The sequence below is a fragment of the Actinosynnema sp. NPDC037264 genome (genome assembly GCF_055603705.1).
Genome location: NZ_JBVJVK010000016.1, coordinates 93116 through 114750, shown reverse-complemented (window position 1 = coordinate 114750; position 21635 = coordinate 93116). Strand labels below are relative to the sequence as shown.

General features: G+C 74.1%; 19 protein-coding genes. 14 read left to right on the top strand and 5 right to left on the bottom strand.

Going from position 1 to position 21635, the window contains the following annotated elements:
- The first annotated feature begins 11 nt into the window (after window positions 1–11).
- From ACZ7GX_RS19945 to ACZ7GX_RS19915, 7 genes are read left to right on the top strand one after another with little or no spacing between them, the layout of a single operon-like run.
- A complete protein-coding gene (locus ACZ7GX_RS19945) occupies window positions 12–1538 on the top strand; it encodes an anchored repeat ABC transporter, substrate-binding protein (protein WP_498778532.1) in 1527 nt (508 codons plus the stop codon).
- Window positions 1526–2341: a TIGR03773 family transporter-associated surface protein gene (locus ACZ7GX_RS19940; protein WP_498778531.1), complete on the top strand. Its 816-nt coding sequence runs from the start codon at window positions 1526–1528 to the stop codon at window positions 2339–2341. Before ACZ7GX_RS19945 ends, ACZ7GX_RS19940 begins: the two co-directional genes overlap by 13 nt.
- Complete coding sequence (locus ACZ7GX_RS19935; RefSeq protein ID WP_498778530.1) at window positions 2338–3090, top strand: anchored repeat-type ABC transporter ATP-binding subunit; 753 nt, start codon at window positions 2338–2340, stop codon at window positions 3088–3090. Before ACZ7GX_RS19940 ends, ACZ7GX_RS19935 begins: the two co-directional genes overlap by 4 nt.
- Window positions 3087–3977, top strand: a complete 891-nt coding sequence (locus tag ACZ7GX_RS19930; protein WP_498778529.1) for an anchored repeat-type ABC transporter permease subunit — start codon at window positions 3087–3089, stop codon at window positions 3975–3977. Before ACZ7GX_RS19935 ends, ACZ7GX_RS19930 begins: the two co-directional genes overlap by 4 nt.
- Complete coding sequence (locus tag ACZ7GX_RS19925; RefSeq protein WP_498778528.1) at window positions 3974–5299, top strand: choice-of-anchor M domain-containing protein; 1326 nt, start codon at window positions 3974–3976, stop codon at window positions 5297–5299. Before ACZ7GX_RS19930 ends, ACZ7GX_RS19925 begins: the two co-directional genes overlap by 4 nt.
- On the top strand, window positions 5296–6906 hold the full coding sequence (locus ACZ7GX_RS19920; protein ID WP_498778527.1) for a choice-of-anchor M domain-containing protein: 1611 nt from the start codon (window positions 5296–5298) through the stop codon (window positions 6904–6906). The genes ACZ7GX_RS19925 and ACZ7GX_RS19920 overlap by 4 nt, the downstream gene beginning before the upstream one ends.
- Complete coding sequence (locus tag ACZ7GX_RS19915) at window positions 6899–7708, top strand: class I SAM-dependent methyltransferase (RefSeq protein WP_498778526.1); 810 nt, start codon at window positions 6899–6901, stop codon at window positions 7706–7708. The genes ACZ7GX_RS19920 and ACZ7GX_RS19915 overlap by 8 nt, the downstream gene beginning before the upstream one ends.
- A 194-nt stretch (window positions 7709–7902) precedes the next feature.
- Here ACZ7GX_RS19915 and ACZ7GX_RS19910 read toward each other — a convergent pair whose 3' ends face one another.
- From ACZ7GX_RS19910 to ACZ7GX_RS19890, 5 genes are read right to left on the bottom strand one after another with little or no spacing between them, the layout of a single operon-like run.
- A complete protein-coding gene (locus ACZ7GX_RS19910; protein ID WP_498778525.1) occupies window positions 7903–9552 on the bottom strand; it encodes an ABC transporter ATP-binding protein in 1650 nt (549 codons plus the stop codon).
- Entirely contained in the window at window positions 9549–11213 is a 1665-nt protein-coding gene (locus tag ACZ7GX_RS19905; protein WP_498778524.1) for an ABC transporter ATP-binding protein/permease, read from the bottom strand. Before ACZ7GX_RS19905 ends, ACZ7GX_RS19910 begins: the two co-directional genes overlap by 4 nt.
- Window positions 11210–12208, bottom strand: a complete 999-nt coding sequence (locus ACZ7GX_RS19900) for an ABC transporter substrate-binding protein (RefSeq protein WP_498778523.1) — start codon at window positions 12206–12208, stop codon at window positions 11210–11212. The genes ACZ7GX_RS19905 and ACZ7GX_RS19900 overlap by 4 nt, the downstream gene beginning before the upstream one ends.
- Window positions 12201–13001, bottom strand: a complete 801-nt coding sequence (locus tag ACZ7GX_RS19895; RefSeq protein ID WP_498778522.1) for an ABC transporter ATP-binding protein — start codon at window positions 12999–13001, stop codon at window positions 12201–12203. Before ACZ7GX_RS19895 ends, ACZ7GX_RS19900 begins: the two co-directional genes overlap by 8 nt.
- A complete protein-coding gene (locus tag ACZ7GX_RS19890) occupies window positions 12998–14110 on the bottom strand; it encodes a FecCD family ABC transporter permease (RefSeq protein WP_498778521.1) in 1113 nt (370 codons plus the stop codon). The genes ACZ7GX_RS19895 and ACZ7GX_RS19890 overlap by 4 nt, the downstream gene beginning before the upstream one ends.
- Before the next feature lie 188 nt (window positions 14111–14298).
- On the opposite strand from ACZ7GX_RS19890, the gene ACZ7GX_RS19885 reads away from it, so the two are divergent.
- The 7 genes from ACZ7GX_RS19885 to ACZ7GX_RS19855 all read left to right on the top strand — a co-directional run bounded on the left by ACZ7GX_RS19885 (window position 14299) and on the right by ACZ7GX_RS19855 (window position 21495).
- Window positions 14299–15876 (top strand): ABC transporter substrate-binding protein, encoded by a 1578-nt coding sequence (locus tag ACZ7GX_RS19885; RefSeq protein WP_498778520.1) that lies wholly within the window; start codon window positions 14299–14301, stop codon window positions 15874–15876.
- On the top strand, window positions 15843–16886 hold the full coding sequence (locus ACZ7GX_RS19880) for an ABC transporter permease (protein WP_498778519.1): 1044 nt from the start codon (window positions 15843–15845) through the stop codon (window positions 16884–16886). Before ACZ7GX_RS19885 ends, ACZ7GX_RS19880 begins: the two co-directional genes overlap by 34 nt.
- Window positions 16879–17766: an ABC transporter permease gene (locus ACZ7GX_RS19875; RefSeq protein ID WP_498778518.1), complete on the top strand. Its 888-nt coding sequence runs from the start codon at window positions 16879–16881 to the stop codon at window positions 17764–17766. The genes ACZ7GX_RS19880 and ACZ7GX_RS19875 overlap by 8 nt, the downstream gene beginning before the upstream one ends.
- Complete coding sequence (locus tag ACZ7GX_RS19870; RefSeq protein ID WP_498778517.1) at window positions 17763–18698, top strand: ABC transporter ATP-binding protein; 936 nt, start codon at window positions 17763–17765, stop codon at window positions 18696–18698. The genes ACZ7GX_RS19875 and ACZ7GX_RS19870 overlap by 4 nt, the downstream gene beginning before the upstream one ends.
- On the top strand, window positions 18680–19351 hold the full coding sequence (locus ACZ7GX_RS19865) for an ABC transporter ATP-binding protein (protein ID WP_498778516.1): 672 nt from the start codon (window positions 18680–18682) through the stop codon (window positions 19349–19351). Before ACZ7GX_RS19870 ends, ACZ7GX_RS19865 begins: the two co-directional genes overlap by 19 nt.
- A 65-nt stretch (window positions 19352–19416) precedes the next feature.
- Window positions 19417–20745: an MFS transporter gene (locus tag ACZ7GX_RS19860; protein WP_498778515.1), complete on the top strand. Its 1329-nt coding sequence runs from the start codon at window positions 19417–19419 to the stop codon at window positions 20743–20745.
- A 78-nt stretch (window positions 20746–20823) separates the two neighbouring features.
- Window positions 20824–21495: a GntR family transcriptional regulator gene (locus ACZ7GX_RS19855; RefSeq protein WP_498778514.1), complete on the top strand. Its 672-nt coding sequence runs from the start codon at window positions 20824–20826 to the stop codon at window positions 21493–21495.
- The last annotated feature ends 140 nt before the right edge of the window (window positions 21496–21635 follow it).

Here is a 21635-nt window from a genome sequence, read left to right as displayed (position 1 = left end):
AGGAAAAACCCATGCACGTGCGTGCGTTCCCGCGCGCCATCGCGGCGTTCTCGGTCGCCGTGCTGACCGCCTGCTCGGCCGCCGGCGGCGGTGCGGCGGACGGGGTGTCGGTGGTCACGACCACCGAGATCCTGGCCGACCTCGTGCGCAACGTCGGCGGCGAGCGCGTCCGGGTCGACTCGCTCGTGCCGCCCGGCGGCGACCCGCACTCCTACGAGCCCGTGCCCGCCGACGCCAAGAAGGTCACGCGGGCCGACGTCACGTTCACCAACCACCTCCTGCTGGAGGAGCAGCGCCTGATCAAGGCCATCGACGCCAACGTGCGGGAAGGCACGCCCAACGTCTCGCTGGCCGAGGTGTCGGAGACCTACGGCGCGCACGTGATCCCGCTGGTGGAGAACATCGGCCTGGACGTGCTCTGGCTGGGGCTGCGGGTGCGCGGCGACGGCAAGGACAAGGGCGCCACCCGCTCCTCGGAGGTCCGCCTGGCGGCGACCGCGCTGGACGGGCCGGGCGAGCTGGTCCTGTACCTGACCGAGGCGTTGGGCAAACCGGTGGTGTACTTCAACTCCGCGGACGAGTTGTCCGAAGTGGACGCCACGACCCTGCCGCCGGCCGCGCACACGCACCTCAACTGGGCGTTCACCCGGCCCGGCGTCTACCGGCTTACGCTCGCCGCGACCCTGCTCAACGGCGGCGCGAGCGCGCCGATCCCGTTGGGGGAGGGCACGTTCACCTTCGCCGTGGGCGTCGACCCGACCGGCGTGGCGGGCACCGTGCTGAACGAGGGGCACACCGACCTCACCGTCGACCTCGACACCGGCGAGCTCTACACGCTCAACGACGCGACGGGCGGCGCGAACCAGCGGCAGGTCGTCCCGGCGGCCGACGCGGTGATCGAGGTGCCCAACAAGGCCATCGCCACCATCCCGGACGACCCGCGGTTCGCCTTCCTCGGCGCGCCCGGCGGCTCGGTGCACCAGCTGCCGCAGGCCGTGCTGGGCAAGCACGTGCACGGCGAGATCGACCCGCACCTGTGGCAGGACGTGCGCAACGCGCGCGCCTACGTCGAGGTCGTGCGGGACACGTTGCGCACCGCGGACCCGGACGGGGCCGAGGTCTACGACCGCAACGCCCGCGCGTACCTCGACCGGCTCGACGAGCTGGACGGCTACGTGCGCGAGACCGTCGCCCGCGTGTCGCCCGAGCACCGGCACCTGGTCACCACCCACGACGGCTTCGGCTACTTCGCCGCCGCCTACGGGTTGACCGTCGCGGGCTTCGTGGTGCCCAACCCGGCGCAGGAACCGAGCGTGGAGGACGTGCGCAAGTTGTCGGAGACGGTGCGGAACCTGAAGGTGCCGGCGGTGTTCATGGAGCCCAACCTCGCGCAGCGCGCTTCGGTGCTGAGCCAGGTGGCCCGGGACCAGTCGATCGACGTGTGCCTGCTCTACGGGGACGCGTTCGACGACAAGGTCGGCAACTACGTGGACATGATGCGGCACAACGCGGACGAGGCGGTCCGATGCCTCGCCTGACGCGGTTGTTCGCGCTGCTCGCCGTGCTCATGACCGTCCAGCCGGTCGCCGTCGCGCACGCCGCCGAGCAGGTGGTCGTCTCGGACGGCCACGTGGACCTCGGGCCGCGGTTCGTGGACGGCCGGTGGACCGTGCAGCTGCGTGACGACACCGGTGACGCGCCGCAGTGGCGCGCGCTGTCGGACGTCGTGCTGCACGTGGCCGACACGGCCCGCACCACCGTCCCGGACGACCCGGCGTACGACTTCCTCGGCGACCGGGGCGGCCCGATCTGGGTGCTGCCGCAGGTCGAGCAGGACGGCGTGGTGTGGCCCGGCTGGAACACCCAGGACCCGGAGGTCACCGCGGCGGTCGAGCGCGAGGTCACCTGGCGCCTGCACGGCGTGCGCGGTCCCGGCCGGTTCGTGCTGTTCCTCAGCGGCAACTTCGGCGCGCCGACCACGATCTTCAGCAGCGCCGAGCCGGCGCCGCAGGAGACGGGCATCGAGGCGGGCACCCACGTGCACGGCAACTGGGTGTTCGGCGCGCCGGGCACCTACCTGCTCGACGTGGAGATGGCCGCGACCACGAAGGAACGCGCGCAGGTGGCCGACCGGAGGGTCCTGCGCGTGCACGTCGGCGACGCCACCGACCCGCGATCCGCTTTCGACGTGGCGGAAGCGGAAGCGAAGCCGGAGCCGCGTGCGGAACCCGAACCGGCGAGCGACCGGTCGTGGACGTGGGTCGGCCTGGGCGGCGGCGCGCTGCTCGTGGTGGCCGTCCTCGTGGCCGTGGTCCTGCGTCGTCGGAGGGGAGAGCGATGACCGAACCGATCCTGCGCATCCGCGACCTGGCCGTGCAGCTGGGCGGGCGGGAAGTGCTGTCCTCAGTGGACTTCGACCTCCGCGCCGGCGAGCTGGCCGGGCTGATCGGCCCCAACGGCGCGGGCAAGACGACGCTCCTGCGCACCGCGTTGGGCCTGCTGCCACCACACCGGGGCACGGTCGCGGTGCACGGCCGCACCGCCCGGCAGGCCCGGGGCGCGGTCGGCTACGTGCCGCAGCGCCACGAGTTCGCCTGGGACTTCCCGATCTCGGTCGCGAAGGCGGTCGCCACCGGTCGCACCCACCTGACCGGCCTGTTCGGCCGGCGGACCGCGGCGGACCGGGCGGCGGTGGACGACGCCATCACGCGCGTGGGCATGGACGACCTCCGGTCGCGTCCCGTCGGCGAACTGTCCGGCGGCCAGCGGCAGCGCGTGCTGGTCGCGCGGGCGTTGGCCCTGCGTCCCCGCGTGCTGCTGCTGGACGAGCCGTTCACCGGCATCGACGCGCCGACCCAGGAACTGCTCGGCCGGCTGCTCACCGACCTGCGCGACGAAGGGGTCGCCGTGCTCATGACCACCCACGACCTCGCCGCCGCGACCACGTTGTGCACGCGGTTGTGCCTGCTCAACCGCACGGTCGTGGCCGACGGCGAGCCGGCCGCGCTCGCCGACACCGACATCTGGCTGCGCACCTTCGGCCTGGACCGGGCCGATCAGCTGCTCCGATCCCTGGGAGTGACCCGATGAGCGCCGTCCTCGACGCGCTGGCCGCGCCGTGGGAGTACGACTTCTGGCGGCGTGCCCTGCTGGTGGCGCTGCTGTCCGGCCTGGTGTGCGGCGTCGTCGGCGGACACGTCGTGCTGCGCGGCATGGCGTTCATCGGCGACGCGGTCGCGCACGCCGTGTTCCCCGGCATCGCGGTGGCCTTCGTGCTCGGCGCGAACCTGGTGGTCGGCGGCGCGGTCGCGGGTGTGATCACCGCGCTGCTCATCGCGGTGGTCGCGCAGAACCGCAGGCTCAAGGAGGACTCGGTCATCGGGATCTTCTTCGCCGCGGCCTTCGGCCTGGGCATCGTGATCCTCAGCGCGGCGCCGGGCTACGGCGGGTCGCTGGAGTCGTTCCTGTTCGGGTCGATCCTCGGCATCAGCGACGGCGACGTGGTGTCGGTCGCCGTGATCGGCGCGGTCCTGCTGCTGGCCACCGCGCTGCTCAACGGCAGGCTGGTCGCCGCGAGCCTGGACCGCGAGCAGGCCCGCGCGGTCGGCCTGCCGGTGTTCTGGCTCGACATCGCGCTGTACGTGATGGTGACGCTGGCGATCGTGATCTCCTTGCAGGCCGTCGGCAACGTGCTCGTGCTGGCGCTGCTCGTGACGCCCGCCGCCGCGGCCCGCCTGCTCACCGACCGGTTGGGCGTGATGATGCTGCTCGCACCGGCCATCGGCGCCGGCGGCAGCGTGCTCGGCCTCTACCTCTCCTACGCCTTCGACCTCGCCGCGGGCGGGCTCATCGTGCTCACCCTCACCGGCGTCTTCGTGCTGTGCTGGCTGTTCGCGCCGCGGCACGGCCTGCTCACCCGTCCCCGTGGCCGCCGTTCGACGGCGGCCACCCCGGTTCCCGCGGAGGTGTCGTCGTGATCGCGGTCCGTGCCCTGGCGGTGGGCGGGGTGGCCGGTGCGCTGCTCGTGCTCGCCGCGCCGGCGTTCGCCGTGCCCGGTCAGGCGTCGGCGGTGCTGAGCGTCCGCGAAGGTGCCTTGGACCTCGCGGCGGGCGTCGACACCGTCGCGGCGGTGGACGGGCGGGTCGGCCTGCGGTGGGACACCACGGCGATCGCGCCCGGCGTCGCGTTCGGCGACGTGGTGCGGCTGCGTGCGATCGTGCTCGACGGCCCGGGGCGGACCGGGTCGGAGCCGGTGACCGTGCCGGTGGCCACCACCGGGATCGCGGACTGGGAGTTCACCGCGCCGGGTCGGCACACGGTCCGGCTCGACGCGGACGCGCACCTGCTCGACGGCAGTCCCCTCCACGCCGAGCGCGTCTACGCGGTGGAGGTGGGCGCGCCCGCGCTCCCGGCCGACAACCGCGCGGCGGCGGAGCCCGCCGTCGTGCCCCGGGTCGGACGCGCAGTGCCGGAAGCCCTGCCGGAGGTCGTGCCACAGGTCGTGCCCCAGGTCGCGCCGGAGGTCGCCGCCGCGGGGCAGCCGCCCACCGCGACCGGCAAGGTCACGCTCGACCGCGGGCACGTCGACGCCCTGGCGCCCAGGCTCGTCGGCGACGGGTTGAGCGTGCACGTGAAGGACGGCAGCACGATCGGCGCGGTCACGTGGCGCGAACCGGCCGACGTCGAGTTCCGGATCACCGACGCCGCGCGCACCGCGTTGCCCGCGATCCCCGCGCTGTCGTTCCTCGGCGCGGCGGGCGGGCAGATCCACCTGCTGCCGCAGCAGGAGCAGCCGGGCATCCTCTGGATCGGCTGGTCCACCGAGGAACTGCGACCGGCGGACGTCGGCGGACCGGTCACGTGGACGCTCACGGGGGTGGACGGTCCCGGCCCGTTCGGGCTGTTCACCACGGGCTCGTTCGGCGCTCCGACGCTGATCTTCAACAGCACCGACGGCCTGCCCGACACCCACACCGTCGCGCTCGGCACGCACGCGCACGCGAACTGGGCGTTCGGCAAGCCCGGCCGCTACCGGCTGGACTTCAGCGTGTCGGCGGCCCGGCCCGACGGCAGCCCGCTGACCGACACCGCGAGCTACACCTTCGTCGTCGGCGACGCCCAGTCCACCGGCACCGCGGACACCGGCAACACCACTCCCGACGGCAGGCGGCCGACGCAGCTCGCCTCGACCGGTCCCGCCGAGGCGCCCGCCGCCACCGCGCTGGCCCTGGCCCTGCTCACCACGGGTGTGCTCGTGCTGGTCGTCACCCGCCGCCGTCCAGCCAAGGAGTCCTCGTGACCACGCACCACCGCCGTGGCCTCGCGCTCGTCGCCGCGTCCCTCACGCTGCTCGCCGGCGCGTCCATCCTCCCGGCCTCGGCCCAGGACGCCACGACCGTGGTCGACCAGGGCCACGTCGACCTCGTGGCCGGCTCCGTCGTGGACGGGGAACTGGCCATCCGGGTCAAGGACGGCACCGTCGACCCGCCCGTGCTGCGCGACCCGGCGACGGTCGTGACGCACGTGAAGCCCGAGGCCCGCATCCAGGTGCCGGACCGGCCCGAGTACGCGTTCCTCGGTCCGGCGGGCAGCGACATCTGGGTCAGCCCCGAGGTGCAGGACCCCAACCTGGTCTGGCTCGGCTGGAACACCGAGTCCCTGACCGCGGACCAGGTCGTGCCCGGCTCGGTGCGCTGGACCCTCGACGCGATCGGCGGCGACCTGCCGGGCAGCGCGCCGCCGGGTGCGGTGACCGTGTTCCAGAGCGGGTCGTTCGGCGAGCCGCTGCCGCGCGTCTTCGACACCGCCAACCCCCTGCCCCAGCAGCACCCGGTGGAGCTCGGCACGCACGCGCACGCCAACTGGACGTTCGCCGGGGAGGGCGTCTACCGGCTCACCTTCGCCCTCGAAGCCACCACCCCGACCGGCGAACCGTTGCGCGACACCGCGACCTACGCCATCGCGGTCGGCGAGATCGACCCGACCACCGTGGTTCCGGGCGCGGGGGAGCCCACTACTACTACGACGACGACAACGACCACCACCACAACAACCACGACGACTGCCGGTGCCACGACGACGACCACCACCACTGGTGCGCCGACGCCGTGCGTGGTCCTCGATGACGGGCACGTCGACCTCATCGCGCCGGGTCTCGTGGACGGCGTCCTGCGCACCCGGGTCAAGGACGGCACCGCGGGTCCGGACAAGGCGGTCTGGCGCGATCCCGCGGACGTGGTCGTCCACCTCGTCCCCCGAGCCCGCAACACCATCCCCGCCGATCCCGCCTACGCGTTCCTCGGCGACGCCGGGCAGCCGGTGTGGCTCATCCCGCAGACGCAGATCCCCGGCATCGTCTGGGCCGGCTGGAACACCGAGGCGCTGCGGCCCGAGCACGGCGACGTCACCATCACGTTGTCCGCGGTGGACGGACCCGGCCGGTTCGCGTTGTTCCTGACCGGCCTGGCGCCGACCGTGCTGGCGAACTCCGGTGACGGCCTGCCCGACGCGGTGACCGTCGCGCCGGGCACCCACGCGCACGCCAACTGGGCGTTCGGCCGGGAGGGCGTCTACCGGATCACGGTCGAGGTCGCCGTCACGCCCGCCGGCGGGCAGCGCGTGGTGGACACCGACGAGTTCACCATCGCGGTCGGCGACGTCGACCCGGCCACCGCGCTCGGCCGTGACTGCGCGGCTCCCACCGGCACCACGTCACCGACCACGACCAGTCCGGCCGGCACCGTGCCGCCGACCACGACCACCCCGGCGGCGGCGGGCGGCTCGCGGCTCGCCAACACCGGCGCCGGATCGCTGGGTACTGTGTCGACGGTCGGCGCACTACTGCTCACCGGTGGCGCGGCACTGCTGCTGCTCACCCGATCCCGACGGCGAGGACTGGATGGCTGAGTCGATCCCGGCCGTGGTCGAGGCGTTCGACCACGGCAGTGCCGAGTTCGCCGAGTGGACGCCGCTGCTGTGGGACCCGATCGGCGCCGCGACCGTCGAGGCCGCGCCGCCACGACCGGGTGGACGAGTGCTCGACGTGTGCTGCGGGTCGGGTTCGTCGGCCATCCCGGCGGCGCGGGCGGTCGGCGTCGAAGGGCTCGTCGACGCCGTCGACCTCGCGCGCGAGCTGCTCGACCAGGGCATCCGACGCGCCGAAGGGCTGCCGCAGCTGCGGTTCCACCACGCCGACGCGTCCCGGTGGACCTCTGTGGACGGTCTGCCCTACGACCGGGTGCAGTGCGTCTTCGGCATCTTCTTCCTGCCGGACATGGACGCGGCCGCCGCGCACCTGGTCGGCCTGCTCCGGCCCGGCGGCGCGTTCGGCGTGACGACGTGGCGGCAGGGCAGCGTGGACGACGTGGTGGGCCCGCTGGTCCAGGCGCTCACCGAGCGGACGGGGCGGACGCTCGACCGCCCGGCGTCGGCGGAGCGTGCCGCGCGCGTGGACACCGAGGAGAAGCTGGCCGGGTGGTTGAGCGGCCTCGGGTTGGGCGAGGTCGACGTGCGGTCGGTGGAGCGGGACATCCCCCTCACCCCGGACTCGGCGTGGAGCTTCGTGATGGGCTCAGGCGTCCGGGCCGCTCTCGACGGTCTGGACGCCCCGGTCGTGTCCGCCGTCCACACCCGCTACCGCGAACTGATGGCCACGACGACCACACTGCGCGCCCGTGCGCTGGTCGGGACGGGCAACCGCCCGAGCTGAGCCTCCGGACGCCCCTGCCGCGGCGACCCGCAACCCGCGCCCGGCAACGCAACCCTGCCATCGCGAGCCGCAGCCCCGCGCCGAGCGACGCCCCCGCCCCGGCGAGCCGCAACCCGCGCCCGGCAACGCCACCCTGCCATCGGGAGCCGCGCGAGCGATCCGAGGCCTGCGACCCGGGATCGGGAGCGGTCGGCTCAGTCGATGAGCCGGCCTTCTTCCAGGCGCACCGTGCGGTCGCAGCGGGCGAGGGTGGTGGGGCGGTGGGCGATGACGAGGATGCCCACGTCGTCGCCGGTCGAGGTGAGGGCGGTGGTGATGGCCGCGTCGGCGTCCGCGTCGAGGTTGGCGGTCGCCTCGTCCAGGACGAGCACGCGCGGTTCGGTCAGCAGGGCCCGGGCGATGGCGACCCGTGCCCGCTGACCGCCCGACAGCCCGGCCCCGGACTCGCCGACGGTCGTGTCGAGCCCGGCGGGGAAACCGGCGCCGGGGTCGAGGATGCCCGCCCGTCGCGCCGCCCGCTCGACGTCGAGGTCGCCGGCGTCGGGGCGGCCGAGCCGGATGTTGGTCGCGATCGTCCCGGCGAGCAGCCCCGGGTCCTGCGGCACGGCGCTGATCGCACCCCGCAGCTCGTCGTCGGCCAGGTCGGCGAGGTCGACGCCGTCGAGCGTGACGCGCCCGGCGTCGGGGTCCCACATCCGCACGGCCAGCAGCGCGCAGGTGGTCTTCCCCGCGCCGGACGGCCCGGTGAGCGCGACCCGCTCGCCGGGGCGGACGGTGAACGACACCTCCCGCAACGCCGGCGACCCGTCGCCGTACCGGAACGTCACGCGGTCGAACACGAGACCGGTCGAGGCGGCACGTGGCGGCAGTCGCCGTGGCGCGACGGCTTCGCGGACGGCCGGTCGCCGGTCCAGGACGTCGACGATGCGCCTGCCCGCCGCGCGCAGCGTGCCGAGGTTGCGCAGCAGGTCGGATATCTGCGCGACGGGACCGAGCGCGGCGGTGGCCAGCACCATGGCGACCGGGGCGAGCACCCGGCCCACGGCGTCGAGGTTCACCGCGCAGACCGCGAGCGCCCCGATCGCGCTGAGGGACAGCGCGGCGTCCGTGACCGCGCGTTCCACCCCCGTCCGGGAGCCGATCCGAGCCTGCACGGCGGTCAGCACGCCGGTGTGCCGGTCGAGCGCGGCGGTTCGGCGGTCCAGCGCCCCGGCGGCGCTGAGCTCGTCCAACCCGCGCACGGTGTCGACCAGCTCGGCGTTGAGCGCGGCGGCGGCCTCGGTCAGCTCGACGCCCTGCCGGGCGCCCACCCGCCCGAACAGCCAGGGCAACGCCGCCGTCACGACCACGAACGGCACCCACACCAGCAGCAGCCACGGCGTCACGAGCAGCGACAGCGCGGTGGTGGCCACGACGAGCAGGGCGGAGGTGAGCGCCTGGGCCGCGGTGTGCGCGTAGAGCCATTCGAGGCGGTCGACGTCGGCGAAGGCGACGGAGGCCAGGTCGCCGCCGCGCCGGGGCGTGCGGCGATCGGGCAGGCTCACCCGGAGGCGGTCGAACACGCGGGCGCGCAGCGCGCCGATCAACCGGTAGGCCAGGTCGTGCGAGACCCACGACTCGCGCCACGTCATCACCGCGGTCAGCACCGCGACACCGGCCAGGACGACGGCCGCGGGCAGCAGCGGCGCGTCGCCGGTCGCGGCGGTCCGGCCGGCGAGCCACGTGCCGCCCACCGCCGTGCCCAGCGCGCCGAGCTGGGCGACGGCGTTCGCCGCGATGGTCCAGCCGAACGTGGCCCGTCGCTCGGCGACGACCGGCAGGAGGCGCCGGAGCGGGCCGCTCATCGCGGGGCCGTCGGCGACGTGATGGTGGTGACGCGGCCGGACTCGACGGTGACGATCGCGTCGGCGTCGCGCAGGGCGCTCTCGCGGTGCGCGATGACGATCCGGGTCGTGCCGGCGCAGTGCTCGGCGAGCCGGGTCAGGACGCGCTCCTCGGTGTCGACGTCCAGCGCGGAGGTCGCCTCGTCCAGCAGCAGCACCGGTGTCGCGGCGAGCACCGCCCTGGCGATGGCCAGCCGCTGCCGCTGGCCGCCGGAGAGCCGGGCGCCGTTCTCGGTGAGCTCGGTGTCGAAGCCGTGGGGGAGCGCCTCGATGAAGTCGAGGGCGTCCGCGACGTGGGCGGCGGCACGCACCTCCGCCGGCGTGGCGTCGGGCCGGGCGAGGCGCAGGTTCTCCGCCACGGTGCCGTGGAACAGGTAGGTGTGCTGGCCGACGACCCCGATGCTCGCGCGCAGCGCGGCGAGCGTGTAGTCGGTGATCGGGGTCCCGTCGAGCTCGATCGTCCCGTGCCGCGGGTCGACGTGCCGCACGACGAGCCGGGCGAGCGTGCTCTTGCCCGCGCCCGACGGGCCGACGATCCCGGTGACGCTCCCCGGCCGGCACTCGAAGTCGACGTCGGCGACACCGGCCCCGTTCGGGTACCGGTAGCCGACCTGCCGCAGCACGAGCCCGGCGCCCGGTCGGGCGGGCTCGGTGCGCGTGCCGGTGTCCGCGACGGCCGGGCGCGCGGTGAGGATCTCGTCGATGCCCTCGACCGCGCCGAGCCCCTGGTAACCGAGGTGCCAGTGGGCGGACAGGTCCAGCACCGGCCGGAAGCACTCCCTGGCGCACAGCAGGAACAGCAGCACGGACCCGGCGGGCCCGCCACCGCCGAGGACACCCGCGCAGGCGACGACGATGGTGGCGACCGTGCCCAGGTGCAACGCGAGCGCGCTGACGGCGGACTCCACGAGCGAGACCCGCAACTGCGTCATCGTGGAGCCGTGCAGCTCCTCGCCGCGCCGGGCGAGCGCGTCCCCGGTCCGCCGGCCCGAACCGAACACGCGCAGCACGCCGATCGCCTGCGTCGCCTCCAGGTAGTCCGCGGCGAGCTTCTCGTAGGCGCGCCAACGGGTCCGTCCCGTCCGGAGCAGCCGGGCGTCCCAGAAGCGGGGCACCACCACCGCGCACAGCACCGACCCGGCGAGGACCGAGGCGGCCGGCACGGAGACGGTGAACAGCCACCCGGCGACGGCGGCGGGCACGACGCAGGTCACCAGCAGCTGCGGCAGGTAGCGGCTGTAGTAGGCGTCGAGGGCTTCGACACCGTCCACGACGGTGTGCGTGATCGCGCCGGACCGCTCGCCCTGCGCCCACGCCGGCCCGAGCGAGGTGATGCGGCGCAGCAGCTCGCCGCGCAACCGGGTGCGGATGGCGATGCCGAACCTGGCGGCGGCGACCTCCCGCAGCCACAGCAGGGCCGCCCGCACCGCGACGACGCCGACCAGCGCCGCGATCAGGGGCGCGGCGGCGGCACCGTCCCCGCCGACGAGGTCGGCGAGGACGGCCGCCGTCAGGACGGCTCCGGCGACGTGGCACGCCGACACCAGCGCCGACAGCGCGGCGAGCAGCGCGATCGGCCCGGCGACGACGCCGGCCAGGTGCAGGAGCCTGCGGTGGATCACGGGGTGAAGGCGTCCGGGTGCAGCCGCTCCGCGATCTCCCGCACCACGGCGACGTTCCCGAGCGTGCCCGGGTAGGTGTCGGCGGCGTCGATCGCGATCAGCCGCCGCTCGCGCACGGCCGTCATGTCCGGGAACGTGCGGTTCAGGTACTCCACGGTCGTCCGCTCGTGCTCGGGTCCGTTGACCGCGAACACGAGCGCGTCCGGGTTCGCCGCGGCGAGCGCCTCGGGCGTGATCTGCGCGGCGAAGAACTTGGCGAACTGCGGGTCCTGCGGCGAGAACACGTTGTCCCCGCCCGCCCGGCGGATGATGTCGTACTCGATGCCCGCGCCGATCGCCGTCACGGTCGCGCCCTCCAGGTACACCTGGGCGACGGTCGGCTTGGCGCGGCCCGCGAGGGCGGTGTCCACCGCGGCCAGGTCGGCCTTGCCCTTCTCCACCAGGGGCCGGGCCCGGTCGGACGCGGCGAACACCTCGCCGAGGTTCTCCAGGTCGGTGAAGACGTCCTCGACCGTGCCGCTCATCCGCCGCTCGGCGCACCCGCCCGTGGCGACGTACGCCGCGACACCGGCCTGGCCCAGCTGCTCCAGGCTCGCGAAGCCCTGCTCGGCGGTGAACTCGTACATGGTCGGCGAGAACACGAAGTCCGGCCGCGCGTCCAGCAACCGCTCGCGGCTCGGCGGCCCGGACTCGCTCAGCACCGGCACGTCGGCGGCCAGGCCCGCCACGTCGTCGGGCAGCGGCGCGGTGGCCGTCTGCGCCTGCCCGACCAGCGAGTCCGCCAAGCCCAACCGCACCAGCAGCTCCGTCTGCGACGGGCTCAGCCCGACCGCCGCCTTCGGCACGCCCGGGACGGTGACCTCCCGGCCGCAGTTGGTGATCGTGACCGCCTGGCCGGCGGCGCTCGTGGCCGTGGTGGGGGTGACCGCGGAGCCGCAGCCGGCGACCAGCGCGGCGCCGACGCCGAGCGCGATCAGGGACGGTGTTCTACGCATGGATCTCATCTCCGTGCTCGGGGTGACCGCTGGGGTGGTCGAAGACCAGGAGGGGACGGCCGGTGCGCGGGTGCGTGAGCTGGTCGACGGCGACCCGGAACACGTCTTCGACCACGCGCGGCGCGAGCGCCTCGGCCGGTGGGCCGGCGGCGACGAGGCGGCCCCCGTCGAGCACGGCGATGTCGTCGCAGTGGGTCGCGGCGAGGTTGAGGTCGTGCAGCGCCGCGATGATCGTGCGGTCGAGGTCGGTCGCGATCCGCATCAGCTCGAGCTGGAAGGCGATGTCGAGGTGGTTGGTCGGCTCGTCCAGCACGAGGACGGGTGCGTCCGCGGCGAGCGCGCGGGCCAGCATCACCCGCTGCCGCTGCCCGCCGGACAGCCGGCCGATGGGCCGGTCGGCGACGTCGGCGGCGCCGACCCGGGTCAGCGCCGTCCACGCCAGGTCGAGGTCGGCGTCGGTGTCGCGGCCGAACCCGCGCTGGAACGGCACCCTGGCCAGCAGCACGGCGTCCAGCACGGTCAGGTCGAACTCGGTCGAGGTCTCCTGGGTCATCACCGCCACCGACCGCGCGACCTCCCGGCGGTCGGTGCGCCACACGTCCCGCCCGTCCAGCAGCACCCGGCCCGACGACGGCGCGACGGCCCGGTAGAGGGTGCGGAGCAGCGTGGACTTGCCGCTGCCGTTGGGGCCCACCAGCCCGAGGAACCGGCCGGGGCGGATCTCGACGTCCACGTCCCGCAGCACGTCCCGGCCGCCGAGGGCGACGCTGACGCGGTCGAAGCGCACCCTCATCGGTCGAGTCCCGCCTGGGCCGCCGTGTCCCGGCGCATCAGCCACAGGAAGAACGGCGCGCCGACGACCGCGGTGAGGATGCCGATCGGCACCTCGGCGGGTGCGGCGACCGTGCGCGACAACAGGTCGGCGACCATCAGGAACGCCGCGCCGCCGAGCACCGCCACCGGCAGCATCCGCCGGTGGTCCGCGCCGACCAGGATGCGCGCCACGTGCGGCACCACCAGGCCGACGAAGCCGATGCCCCCGCTCACCGACACGATCGACCCGGTCAGCAGGGCCGCGGTCACCAGGAGGACGGCGCGCAGCCGGTTCACGTCCACGCCCAATGCGGTCGCCGACTCGTCACCGGTCAGCAGCGCGTTCATCGCCCGTGTCCGGAACCCGACGACCGCCCAGGCCACCACGAACGCCGCCGCGGGCACCACGAGCGAGCCCATCGACGCCGCGGACACGCTGCCCAGCAGGAAGAACAGGACGCTGAACACGTTCTGCGCCTCGGTCGTCAACGTCAGGTAGCTCGTGACCGCGCTGAACAGCGAACCGAGGGCCACCCCGGAGAGGATCATCCTGGTCGGCGACAGCACGCCGCGGTGCCGGGCGGTCAGCGCGACGCACGCGCAGGCCACCAACGACCCGGCGAACGCCGCCGCGCCCAGCGGCAGACCGCCGACGGCGGCCGAGCCGAGCGTGATCACCAGGACCGCGCCGACCCCCGCCCCCGACGACACCCCGAGCAGGTAGGGCTCGGCCAACGGGTTGCGCACGATCACCTGCATGATCGCGCCGGCCAACGCCAGCCCCGCGCCCGCCAACCCGGCCAGCAGCGCGCGGGGCAGCCGGAACTGCCACACCGCCTGGTCCTGCAGCACGGTCAGGCTGCCGTCCGACATCCACGGCATGCCCGGCGCCAGGTGCCCGACCACGATCCGCCCCGCGTCCGCCAGGCCGACCTCGACCGTGCCGATCGAGCCGGAGACGACCAGCAGCACCGGGATCGCGAGCCCGAGCACCGCGACCGTCACCCTCTGCGTCAACCGTGACCGGCGGAGGAACACCTTGCGGTCACGCTCGACCGACGACGCGGCCGAGCGCGGACGAACAACCATGAGCGAACCGATCACTGTGCGGCGGGGGACCGCGGGAGCGTAACCGCACCTGATAACCGTTATCAACAGTGACGCCGGTCATGATCGGCGCGCGGATCCGTCATGACGCACGTCTCGCTTGCTGTTGCAAGTCACTTGCTGTTAGCTGCTGTTGGCAATAGTTGACCTTCCCTGCTGAGGTGATGTGCGTGCGGCGGCTGCTGATCGGCGTCCTGGTGGCGGTTGCGCCGGCTTCGGCCTGCACCTCGCCGGACGGTGACGTCGCGGGCGACGCGGGGCGGTCGATCGTGATCGGGGCGGGCGGCGAGCCGGAGAACCTGAACCCGGTCCTCGGCTACGCGCCGGACGGCGCCTCGAAGGTCTTCGACGGGCTGGTGTCCCGGGACGCGCGGCTGGACCTCGTGCCCGCCCTGGCCCGGGAGCTGCCGACCGCTTCGGCGGACGGCCTGACCTGGACGGCGACCCTGCGCGAGGGCGTGGAGTTCACCGACGGCACCCCGCTGTCCGCGCAGGACGTCGTGTTCACCTACGAGGCGGTGCTCGACGCGAAGACCGACTCCACCATCGCGTCGCGCTTCGACGCGGTGGCCGACGTGACCGCGCCGGACGACCGGACCGTGGTGTTCCGGCTGACCCACCCCTACGCGCCGTTCGCCGAGCAGCTGACGCTGGGCATCGTCCCCCGCAAGGCTTTTGACGGCGTCGACGTCAACAGCGCGCCGTTCAACACCGCGCCCGTGGGCACCGGACCGTACGCGGTGGCCGAGTGGCGCAAGGGCGACCGGTTGGTCCTGAAGGCCAACGAGGACTACTGGGGCGGCGCGCCCGCGATCAAGACCGTGACCGTGGTGTTCGTGCCCGACGACAACGCCCGCGCCACGCGGATGGCGGCCGGGGAGTTCGACGGCACGGTCCTGCCGCCGAAGCTGGTGAAGTCCTACGCGGACCGGTCTGGCTACCGGGTCGTGCGCAACCCGTCGGCCGACTACCGCGGCCTCGGCCTCCCGTCCGAGCTGCCGTTCACCTCCGACGCGCGGGTGCGGCGGGCGATCAACCTCGCCCTGGACCGGCAGGCGATGATCGACACCGTCCTCGCGGGCGCCGGGACGCCGGCGGCCACCCCGATCTCGCCGCACCTGCGGGACTGGCACGACCCGGGCGCCACGTTCGCGCACGACACCGCCGAGGCCGAACGGCTGCTGGACGAGGCGGGCTGGCGCCGGGGAGCCGACGGCGCCCGGTCCCGGGACGGGCAGCCCGCCCGGTTGCCGATCCTGTACCCGGCGGCGGACGTGCTGCGCAAGGAACTGGCGCTGGCCGCGGCGAGCGACATCGCCAAGCTGGGCGTCGACGCGCCGGTCGAGTCCACCACGTTCGAGCTGATGCTCCAGCGGCAGAAGGAGGCCGCGAACGTCTGGGGCGGCGGCGACCCGTACGACCCGGACACCGCGGCCTACACGCTGCTGCACTCCCGGTACGCCGGTCAGCCCGGCTACCTGAACATGACGCACTACCGCAACCCCGCGGTGGACGCGGCGCTGGACACCGGGCGCCGCAGCCTCGACCCCGCCACGCGCGAGCAGGCCTACACCGACTTCCAGCGGGCCTACACCGCGGATCCCGGCTGGGCGTTCCTGGTGTTCCTCGACCACACCTACGTGCTGCGCGACCGGTGGGACGGCCAGGTCGAGCAGGTCGAGCCGCACGACCACGGGCTCGTGCACGCCGTGTGGTGGAACCTCGAACGCTGGACGCCGAAGCCGTGACGGCCACCCCGGTGGCGACCGCGCGGAACCGCGCGCGCCGCCGCGCCCTCGCCCTGCTCGTGCTGCGCAGGCTCACCTTCGCGGTCCCGGTGGTGCTGCTGGTCGGCTTCGCCGTGTTCGTGCTCGCCAAGGCGTCACCGTTCGACCCGGTCGAGCGCTACTTCGGGGTGCGCGTCATCGGCGCCTCCCCGGAACGGGTGGCGCAGGTGCGGGCGAACTGGGGCGTCGACCAGCCGGTGGTCGTGCAGTACCTGGCGTGGCTGCGGCACGCGGTCGCCGGCGACTTCGGCGACTCCTTGTCGATGCGGCAACCGGTGTCGCAGGTGATCGGCGAGCGGCTCGGCTGGTCGGTGCTGCTCGTCGCCGTCGCCTTCGTCCTGGCGCTGCTGCTCGGGCTGGTGCTGGGCACCGCCGCGGCCTGGCGCCAGGGCGGGTGGCTGGACCGGGCGGTCACCGCCACCGCCTACACGCTGGAAGCGGCGCCGGTGTTCTGGCTCGGGTTGGCCGCGCTGTCGGTGTTCGCGCTCGAACTGCGGTGGCTGCCCGGCGGCGGGCTCACCGACCCCGGCGCGGAGCCGGGGGTCGGCCAGGTCGCCCGGCACCTGGTCCTGCCGGTGTCCGTGCTCGCGCTGTCCCACGCGCCCTGGTACGTGTTGTTCGTCCGGCAGAGCCTGCTGGAGTCGTTCACCTCGGAGCACGTGATCGGCGCGCGGTCACGCGGTCTGCCCGATCACCTGGTGGTGTCCGGGCACGCGCTGCGCACGTCGCTGCTGCCGTTCCTGACCCTGGTCGGCTCCCGGCTGCCCGAGCTGATCACCGGGGCGCTGCTGGTGGAGACCGTGTTCTCCTGGCCGGGTATCGCGCGGGCCACCGTCGACGCCGCCCTCGACGTGGACTTCGCGCTGCTGGGCGCGCTCACCGTGCTCGCCACCGCGGTGGTGCTCCTGGGCAACCTGCTCGCCGACGTGCTCTACGCGCTGGCCGATCCGAGGGTGGGTCTCGATGGTTGACAGCCCGGTCTGGCGGCCCGTGCCGCGATCACGCGTCGCCGCCGCGAGCACGGCCCGATCACCGCGCCGGCGGCTGATTCCCGCCGCGGTGGTCCTCGGCGTGCTGGTGACCGCCGCACTGGTGGTGCCCCTCGTGGTCGACCTCAACCAGCAGTACGTCGACCTGGCCTCGGCCAACCGGCCGCCCTCGGCGGCGCACCCGTTCGGCACGGACGAACTCGGCCGCGACGTCCTGCTGCGCTGCGTCTACGCGCTGCGGGTGTCGCTGGGCGTGGGCCTGTTCGCCGCCCTCATCTCCTCCGTGGTCGGCACGGCGGTCGGCGCGCTCGCGGGCGCCGTCGGCGGGTGGCCGGACCGGGTGCTGATGCGGCTGGTCGACACCGTCGCGTCGGTGCCGCACCTGCTGCTCGGCATCGTGATCGTCGCCGTGCTGCGGCCGAGCCTGACCGCCGTGGTGATCTCCATCGGGCTGACGCACTGGCTGACCTCGGCGCGGATCGTGCGCTCCGAGGTGCTCTCCCTGCGCGGGCGGCCCTTCGTCGACGCCGCGGTCGTCGGCGGGTCGTCCCGCGCGCGCGTGCTCGTCCGGCACCTGCTGCCCAACATCGCACCGCAGGTGCTGCTGGCCACCACGCTGATGATCCCGCACGCGGTTTGGCACGAGACCGCGCTGTCCTTCCTCGGGCTGGGCCTGCCGCCGCACGCCGCCAGCATCGGCAACATGATCAACGACGCGCAGCGGTCGCTGCTCTCCGGCGGCTGGTGGATGTCGCTTGCGCCCGGCGTCGTGCTGATCGCCGCCACCCTGTCCGTCGCCGGCCTCAGCGGTGTCTGGCGGGACCGGCTCAACCCCCGGCGCCGATCGGAGCTGACGTGGTGACCGAACTCGTGCTCGACCACCTGTCCGTGCGGTTCAGCCTGCCCGGCGCCACAGTGGCCGCGGTCAACGACGTGTCGCTGCGGGTCCGGCCGGGCGAGTGCGTCGCGCTCGTCGGCGAGAGCGGCTGCGGCAAGACCGTGCTGGCCAACGCACTGCTCGGGTTCCTGCCCGGCAACGCGCAGACCTCCGGCACGGCGGCGCTGACGGGCGACGGACCACCGCTGGACCTGCTCACCGCGCCCGACGCGGTGCTGGCCGCGACCGTCCGCGGCCGTCGCATCGGCCTCATCCCGCAGAGCCCGGCGTCCCACCTCACCCCGGTGCGCACGGCCCGCGCCCAGCTGGAGGAGTCGGTGCGCGTGCACCACCCCGAAGGGACGGCGACCCGTGACCACGCCCACCGCCTCGCCGCCCGGGCCGGCCTCGTGCCCGACGACCTCGACCGCTACCCGCACGAGCTGTCCGGCGGCATGGCGCAGCGCGTCGCCAACGCGCTGGCCCTGGTCGGCGACCCGTGGTTGCTCATCGCCGACGAACCGACCACCGGCCTGGACCGGCACCTGGTCGACGGCTTGATCGGGGAGTTCCGCCGCATGGTCGCCGACGGCCGCGCCGTCCTGCTCATCACCCACGACCTGGCCGCCGCCCAGCGCGTCGCCGACCGCATCGCGGTCATGTACGCGGGGCGGGTCGTCGAAGCCGGTCCCGCGGACCGGGTGCTGGACGCCCCGCGCCACCCGTACAGCGCCGGTCTGGTCAACGCCCTGCCCGACCGGGCGTTCACCCCGATCCCGGGCCTGCCGCCGCTGCTCACCGACCTGCCGCCCGGCTGCGCCTTCGCTCCCCGCTGCGACCGCGCGGCCCCGGTGTGCGCCGCGCGCCCCGCCCTCGCCGACGACCGGCACGCCGTCGCGTGCCACCTGCCGTGCTGACCGGGCTGACGGCCGACGCGATCACCGCCGGCTACGACCCCGCGCACCCCGTCCTCACCGACTTCACGCTGACCGTCCCACCGGGACGGACCGTCGGCCTGGCCGGCCCGAGCGGCAGCGGCAAGTCCACCCTCGCCCGCGTCCTGGCCCTGCTGCACGCGCCCTTCACCGGCGCCGTCCACCTCGACGGCGCTCCCGTGACCGCCTACCGCCACCGCGCGCCGCGGCGGCAGCGCACCCGCATCGGCGTCCTCTTCCAACAACCACGCCTGTCCGTCGACCCGCGGATGACCCTGCGCACGGCGATCGCCGAGCCCTTGCGCGCCAACGGCCGCCCGGCCGACGCCGTGGACGAGCTGGCCGACCGGGTGATGCTCACCCCGGAACTGCTGACCCGCCGGCCGCACGAGGTCAGCGACGGCCAGCTCCAACGAGCCTGCCTGGCCCGCGCGCTGGCGCTGGGCCCCGCGTACCTGATCTGCGACGAGATGACCACCATGCTGGACGCCTCCACCACCGCCGCCCTCGTCACCGTCATCCGCGACTACCAGCGGCGGACCGGCGCGGGCGTCCTGGCCATCTCCCACGACGCCGTGCTGCTGCGCCACTGGGCGGACGAGGTCGTGACGCTGCCCGGCGCCGCCACGAGCTGACCTCCGCTGGCCTCTCGTCGGTCGGCGGATTGACGAACGGCCCCGCGCCGGCCTTGGATCCGATCATGTCGAAGCGGCCGACCGCTGTGGGCGACCGGGTGCCGGCCAAGGTCGCCGTCCGGATCCTCCCGTTCCTGGCACTGCTCTACTTCGTCAACTACCTCGACCGCGTCAACATCGGGTTCGCCGCGCCGAACGGGCTCAACGACGAGCTCGGGCTCACCGCGACCGCGTTCGGGTTCGCCTCCGGCATCTTCTTCCTCGGCTACCTGCTGCTGGAGGTGCCGAGCAACCTCGCGCTGCACCGGTTCGGCGCGCGCCGCTGGCTGGCCCGGATCATGGTCAGCTGGGGCGTGGTGGCCACCGCGATGGCCTTCGTGCCCAACGCGGCCACCCTGGTGGTGCTGCGGTTCCTGCTCGGCGTCGCGGAGGCCGGGTTCTTCCCGGGGATCATCCTCTACCTGACGTACTGGTTCCCGGCCGCGCAGCGCGCGAAGGCGGTCGCGCTGTTCATGGCGGCGGTGCCCGTCTCCTCGGCGATCGGGTCCACTGTGTCCGGTCTGCTCATCACGCACGGCGACGGCGTGTTCGGGCTGTCCGGCTGGCGGTTCATGTTCCTGGTCGAGGGCGTGCCGGCGATCCTGCTCGCGTTCGTCACCTGGTTCTACCTGACCGACCGGCCGGAGCGGGCCACGTGGCTCACCGAGGACGAGCGCCGCTGGCTCGCCGAGGAGTTGGACGCCGAGCGCCGCGCGAAGGAGGCCGAGCACCACTGGCCGTTGCGCAAGGCGTTGCTGCACCCGCGGATCCTCGGGCTGGCGTTCGTCTACTTCGCCATCGCCTACGGCCTGTACGCGCTGGGGTTCTTCCTGCCGACCATCGTCGCCGGGTTCGGCCGGCAGTTCGGCACGACGCTGACCGTGCTGCAAGCCGGAATGGTGACCGCCGTCCCGTACGCGGTCGCGGCGATCGTGATGGTGTTCTGGGCGCGTCACGGCGACCGCGTGGACGAGCGGAAGTGGCACGTGGTGCTGCCGATGCTGGTCGGCGGGTGCGCCATCCCCATCGCGCTCTACCTCGGCAACCCGTACGCCGCGATGGTCGCGGTCACCGTGTGCGCGGTCGGCGTGTGCTGCGCGCTGCCGACGTTCTGGGCGCTGCCGTCGAGCTTCCTGTCCGGCACGGCCGCGGCGGGTGGGATCGCGCTGATCAACTCGCTCGGCAACATCAGCGGGTTCGCCGCGCCCTACGTCACCGGCTGGCTGCGTGACTTCACCGGCAGCCAACGTGCGGGCATGTGGATGGTGGGCGCGTGCATGGTCGCCGGCGCCCTCTTGGCCCTTGCGCTGGGGGCCAAGCCGGAACAACGCCACCCGGTCTCCCGCACACCGTGACCGGACCGCTCGACCGGGGTCTGCGGGCCGTGGACGTTATACTCTATAACCGGGCCCGAGGACGGGAAGTGGTGGACGATGGCGGAGCCGACCGGGCCGTACGAGACGAAGAGCGAGTACGCGTACGGCCGGCTGCGACGGTGGATCCTCAGCGGCGAGCTCGCGCCCGGATCGGGCATCAACCAGTTCACGTTGGCCAAGGCCATCGGGATCAGCACGACGCCGCTGCGTGAGGCGCTCAAGCGCCTGAAGGGCGAAGGCCTGGTCGAGCTGGACGCGCACCGCGACGCCCGGGTCACGCCGTTGCGGGCGGAGGAGGCCCGGGACCTGCTGGAGCTGCGGCGCGCGCTCGACCCGCTCGCCGTCGCGTTGGCGGCCGAACGGCGGACCGACGCCGACATCGCGGCGATCCGCGAGGCGGCGGACGGGCTGCACGCGCTGCCGGACAACCCCGATCAAGAGGACCTGGCGGCCCACCGGCGTTTCCACTCGGCCCTGTACCGGGCGTCGCACAACGTGCTGCTGGTCGAGACGCTGGACGGCCTGTGGGACAAGTCCGACCGCTACCGGCGGATGGCGCTGGAGGTCGACCGCGGTGACGCGGCGCGGGCGAAGACGGACCACGAGCACCGCGCCCTGGCCGACCTGGTGGTGGCCGGTGACGCCGAGGGCGCGTCGGCCGTGATGCGCGAGCACGTCGACACGAGCCTCGGCGCCCAGGCCGCGTGGCGCCTGCGCGAGGAGCGCTGACCACGCCGCCGCGTCGTCGGTCGAGCGAGCGCGGCGACCACCTCGTGCGGTGACCGATCCCGCCGGCGGGACGGGTCCGCTCGCGATCGCTCGCGAAACCGTTGCGGGGCAGGCGTTCTACCTGCGGTCGAGCTGCCGTC

What these genes read in the sequence shown, in the direction of transcription:
- ACZ7GX_RS19860 (WP_498778515.1), top strand. Translation starts at nt 19,417, where the DNA reads ATGTCGAAGCGGCCGACCGCTGTGGGCGACCGGGTGCCGGCCAAGGTC.
- ACZ7GX_RS19940 (WP_498778531.1), top strand. Translation starts at nt 1,526, where the DNA reads ATGCCTCGCCTGACGCGGTTGTTCGCGCTGCTCGCCGTGCTCATGACC.
- ACZ7GX_RS19900 (WP_498778523.1), bottom strand. Translation starts at nt 12,208, where the DNA reads ATGCGTAGAACACCGTCCCTGATCGCGCTCGGCGTCGGCGCCGCGCTG.
- ACZ7GX_RS19890 (WP_498778521.1), bottom strand. Translation starts at nt 14,110, where the DNA reads ATGGTTGTTCGTCCGCGCTCGGCCGCGTCGTCGGTCGAGCGTGACCGC.
- ACZ7GX_RS19935 (WP_498778530.1), top strand. Translation starts at nt 2,338, where the DNA reads ATGACCGAACCGATCCTGCGCATCCGCGACCTGGCCGTGCAGCTGGGC.
- ACZ7GX_RS19895 (WP_498778522.1), bottom strand. Translation starts at nt 13,001, where the DNA reads ATGAGGGTGCGCTTCGACCGCGTCAGCGTCGCCCTCGGCGGCCGGGAC.
- ACZ7GX_RS19915 (WP_498778526.1), top strand. Translation starts at nt 6,899, where the DNA reads ATGGCTGAGTCGATCCCGGCCGTGGTCGAGGCGTTCGACCACGGCAGT.
- ACZ7GX_RS19855 (WP_498778514.1), top strand. Translation starts at nt 20,824, where the DNA reads ATGGCGGAGCCGACCGGGCCGTACGAGACGAAGAGCGAGTACGCGTAC.
- ACZ7GX_RS19945 (WP_498778532.1), top strand. Translation starts at nt 12, where the DNA reads ATGCACGTGCGTGCGTTCCCGCGCGCCATCGCGGCGTTCTCGGTCGCC.
- ACZ7GX_RS19875 (WP_498778518.1), top strand. Translation starts at nt 16,879, where the DNA reads ATGGTTGACAGCCCGGTCTGGCGGCCCGTGCCGCGATCACGCGTCGCC.
- ACZ7GX_RS19930 (WP_498778529.1), top strand. Translation starts at nt 3,087, where the DNA reads ATGAGCGCCGTCCTCGACGCGCTGGCCGCGCCGTGGGAGTACGACTTC.
- ACZ7GX_RS19910 (WP_498778525.1), bottom strand. Translation starts at nt 9,552, where the DNA reads ATGAGCGGCCCGCTCCGGCGCCTCCTGCCGGTCGTCGCCGAGCGACGG.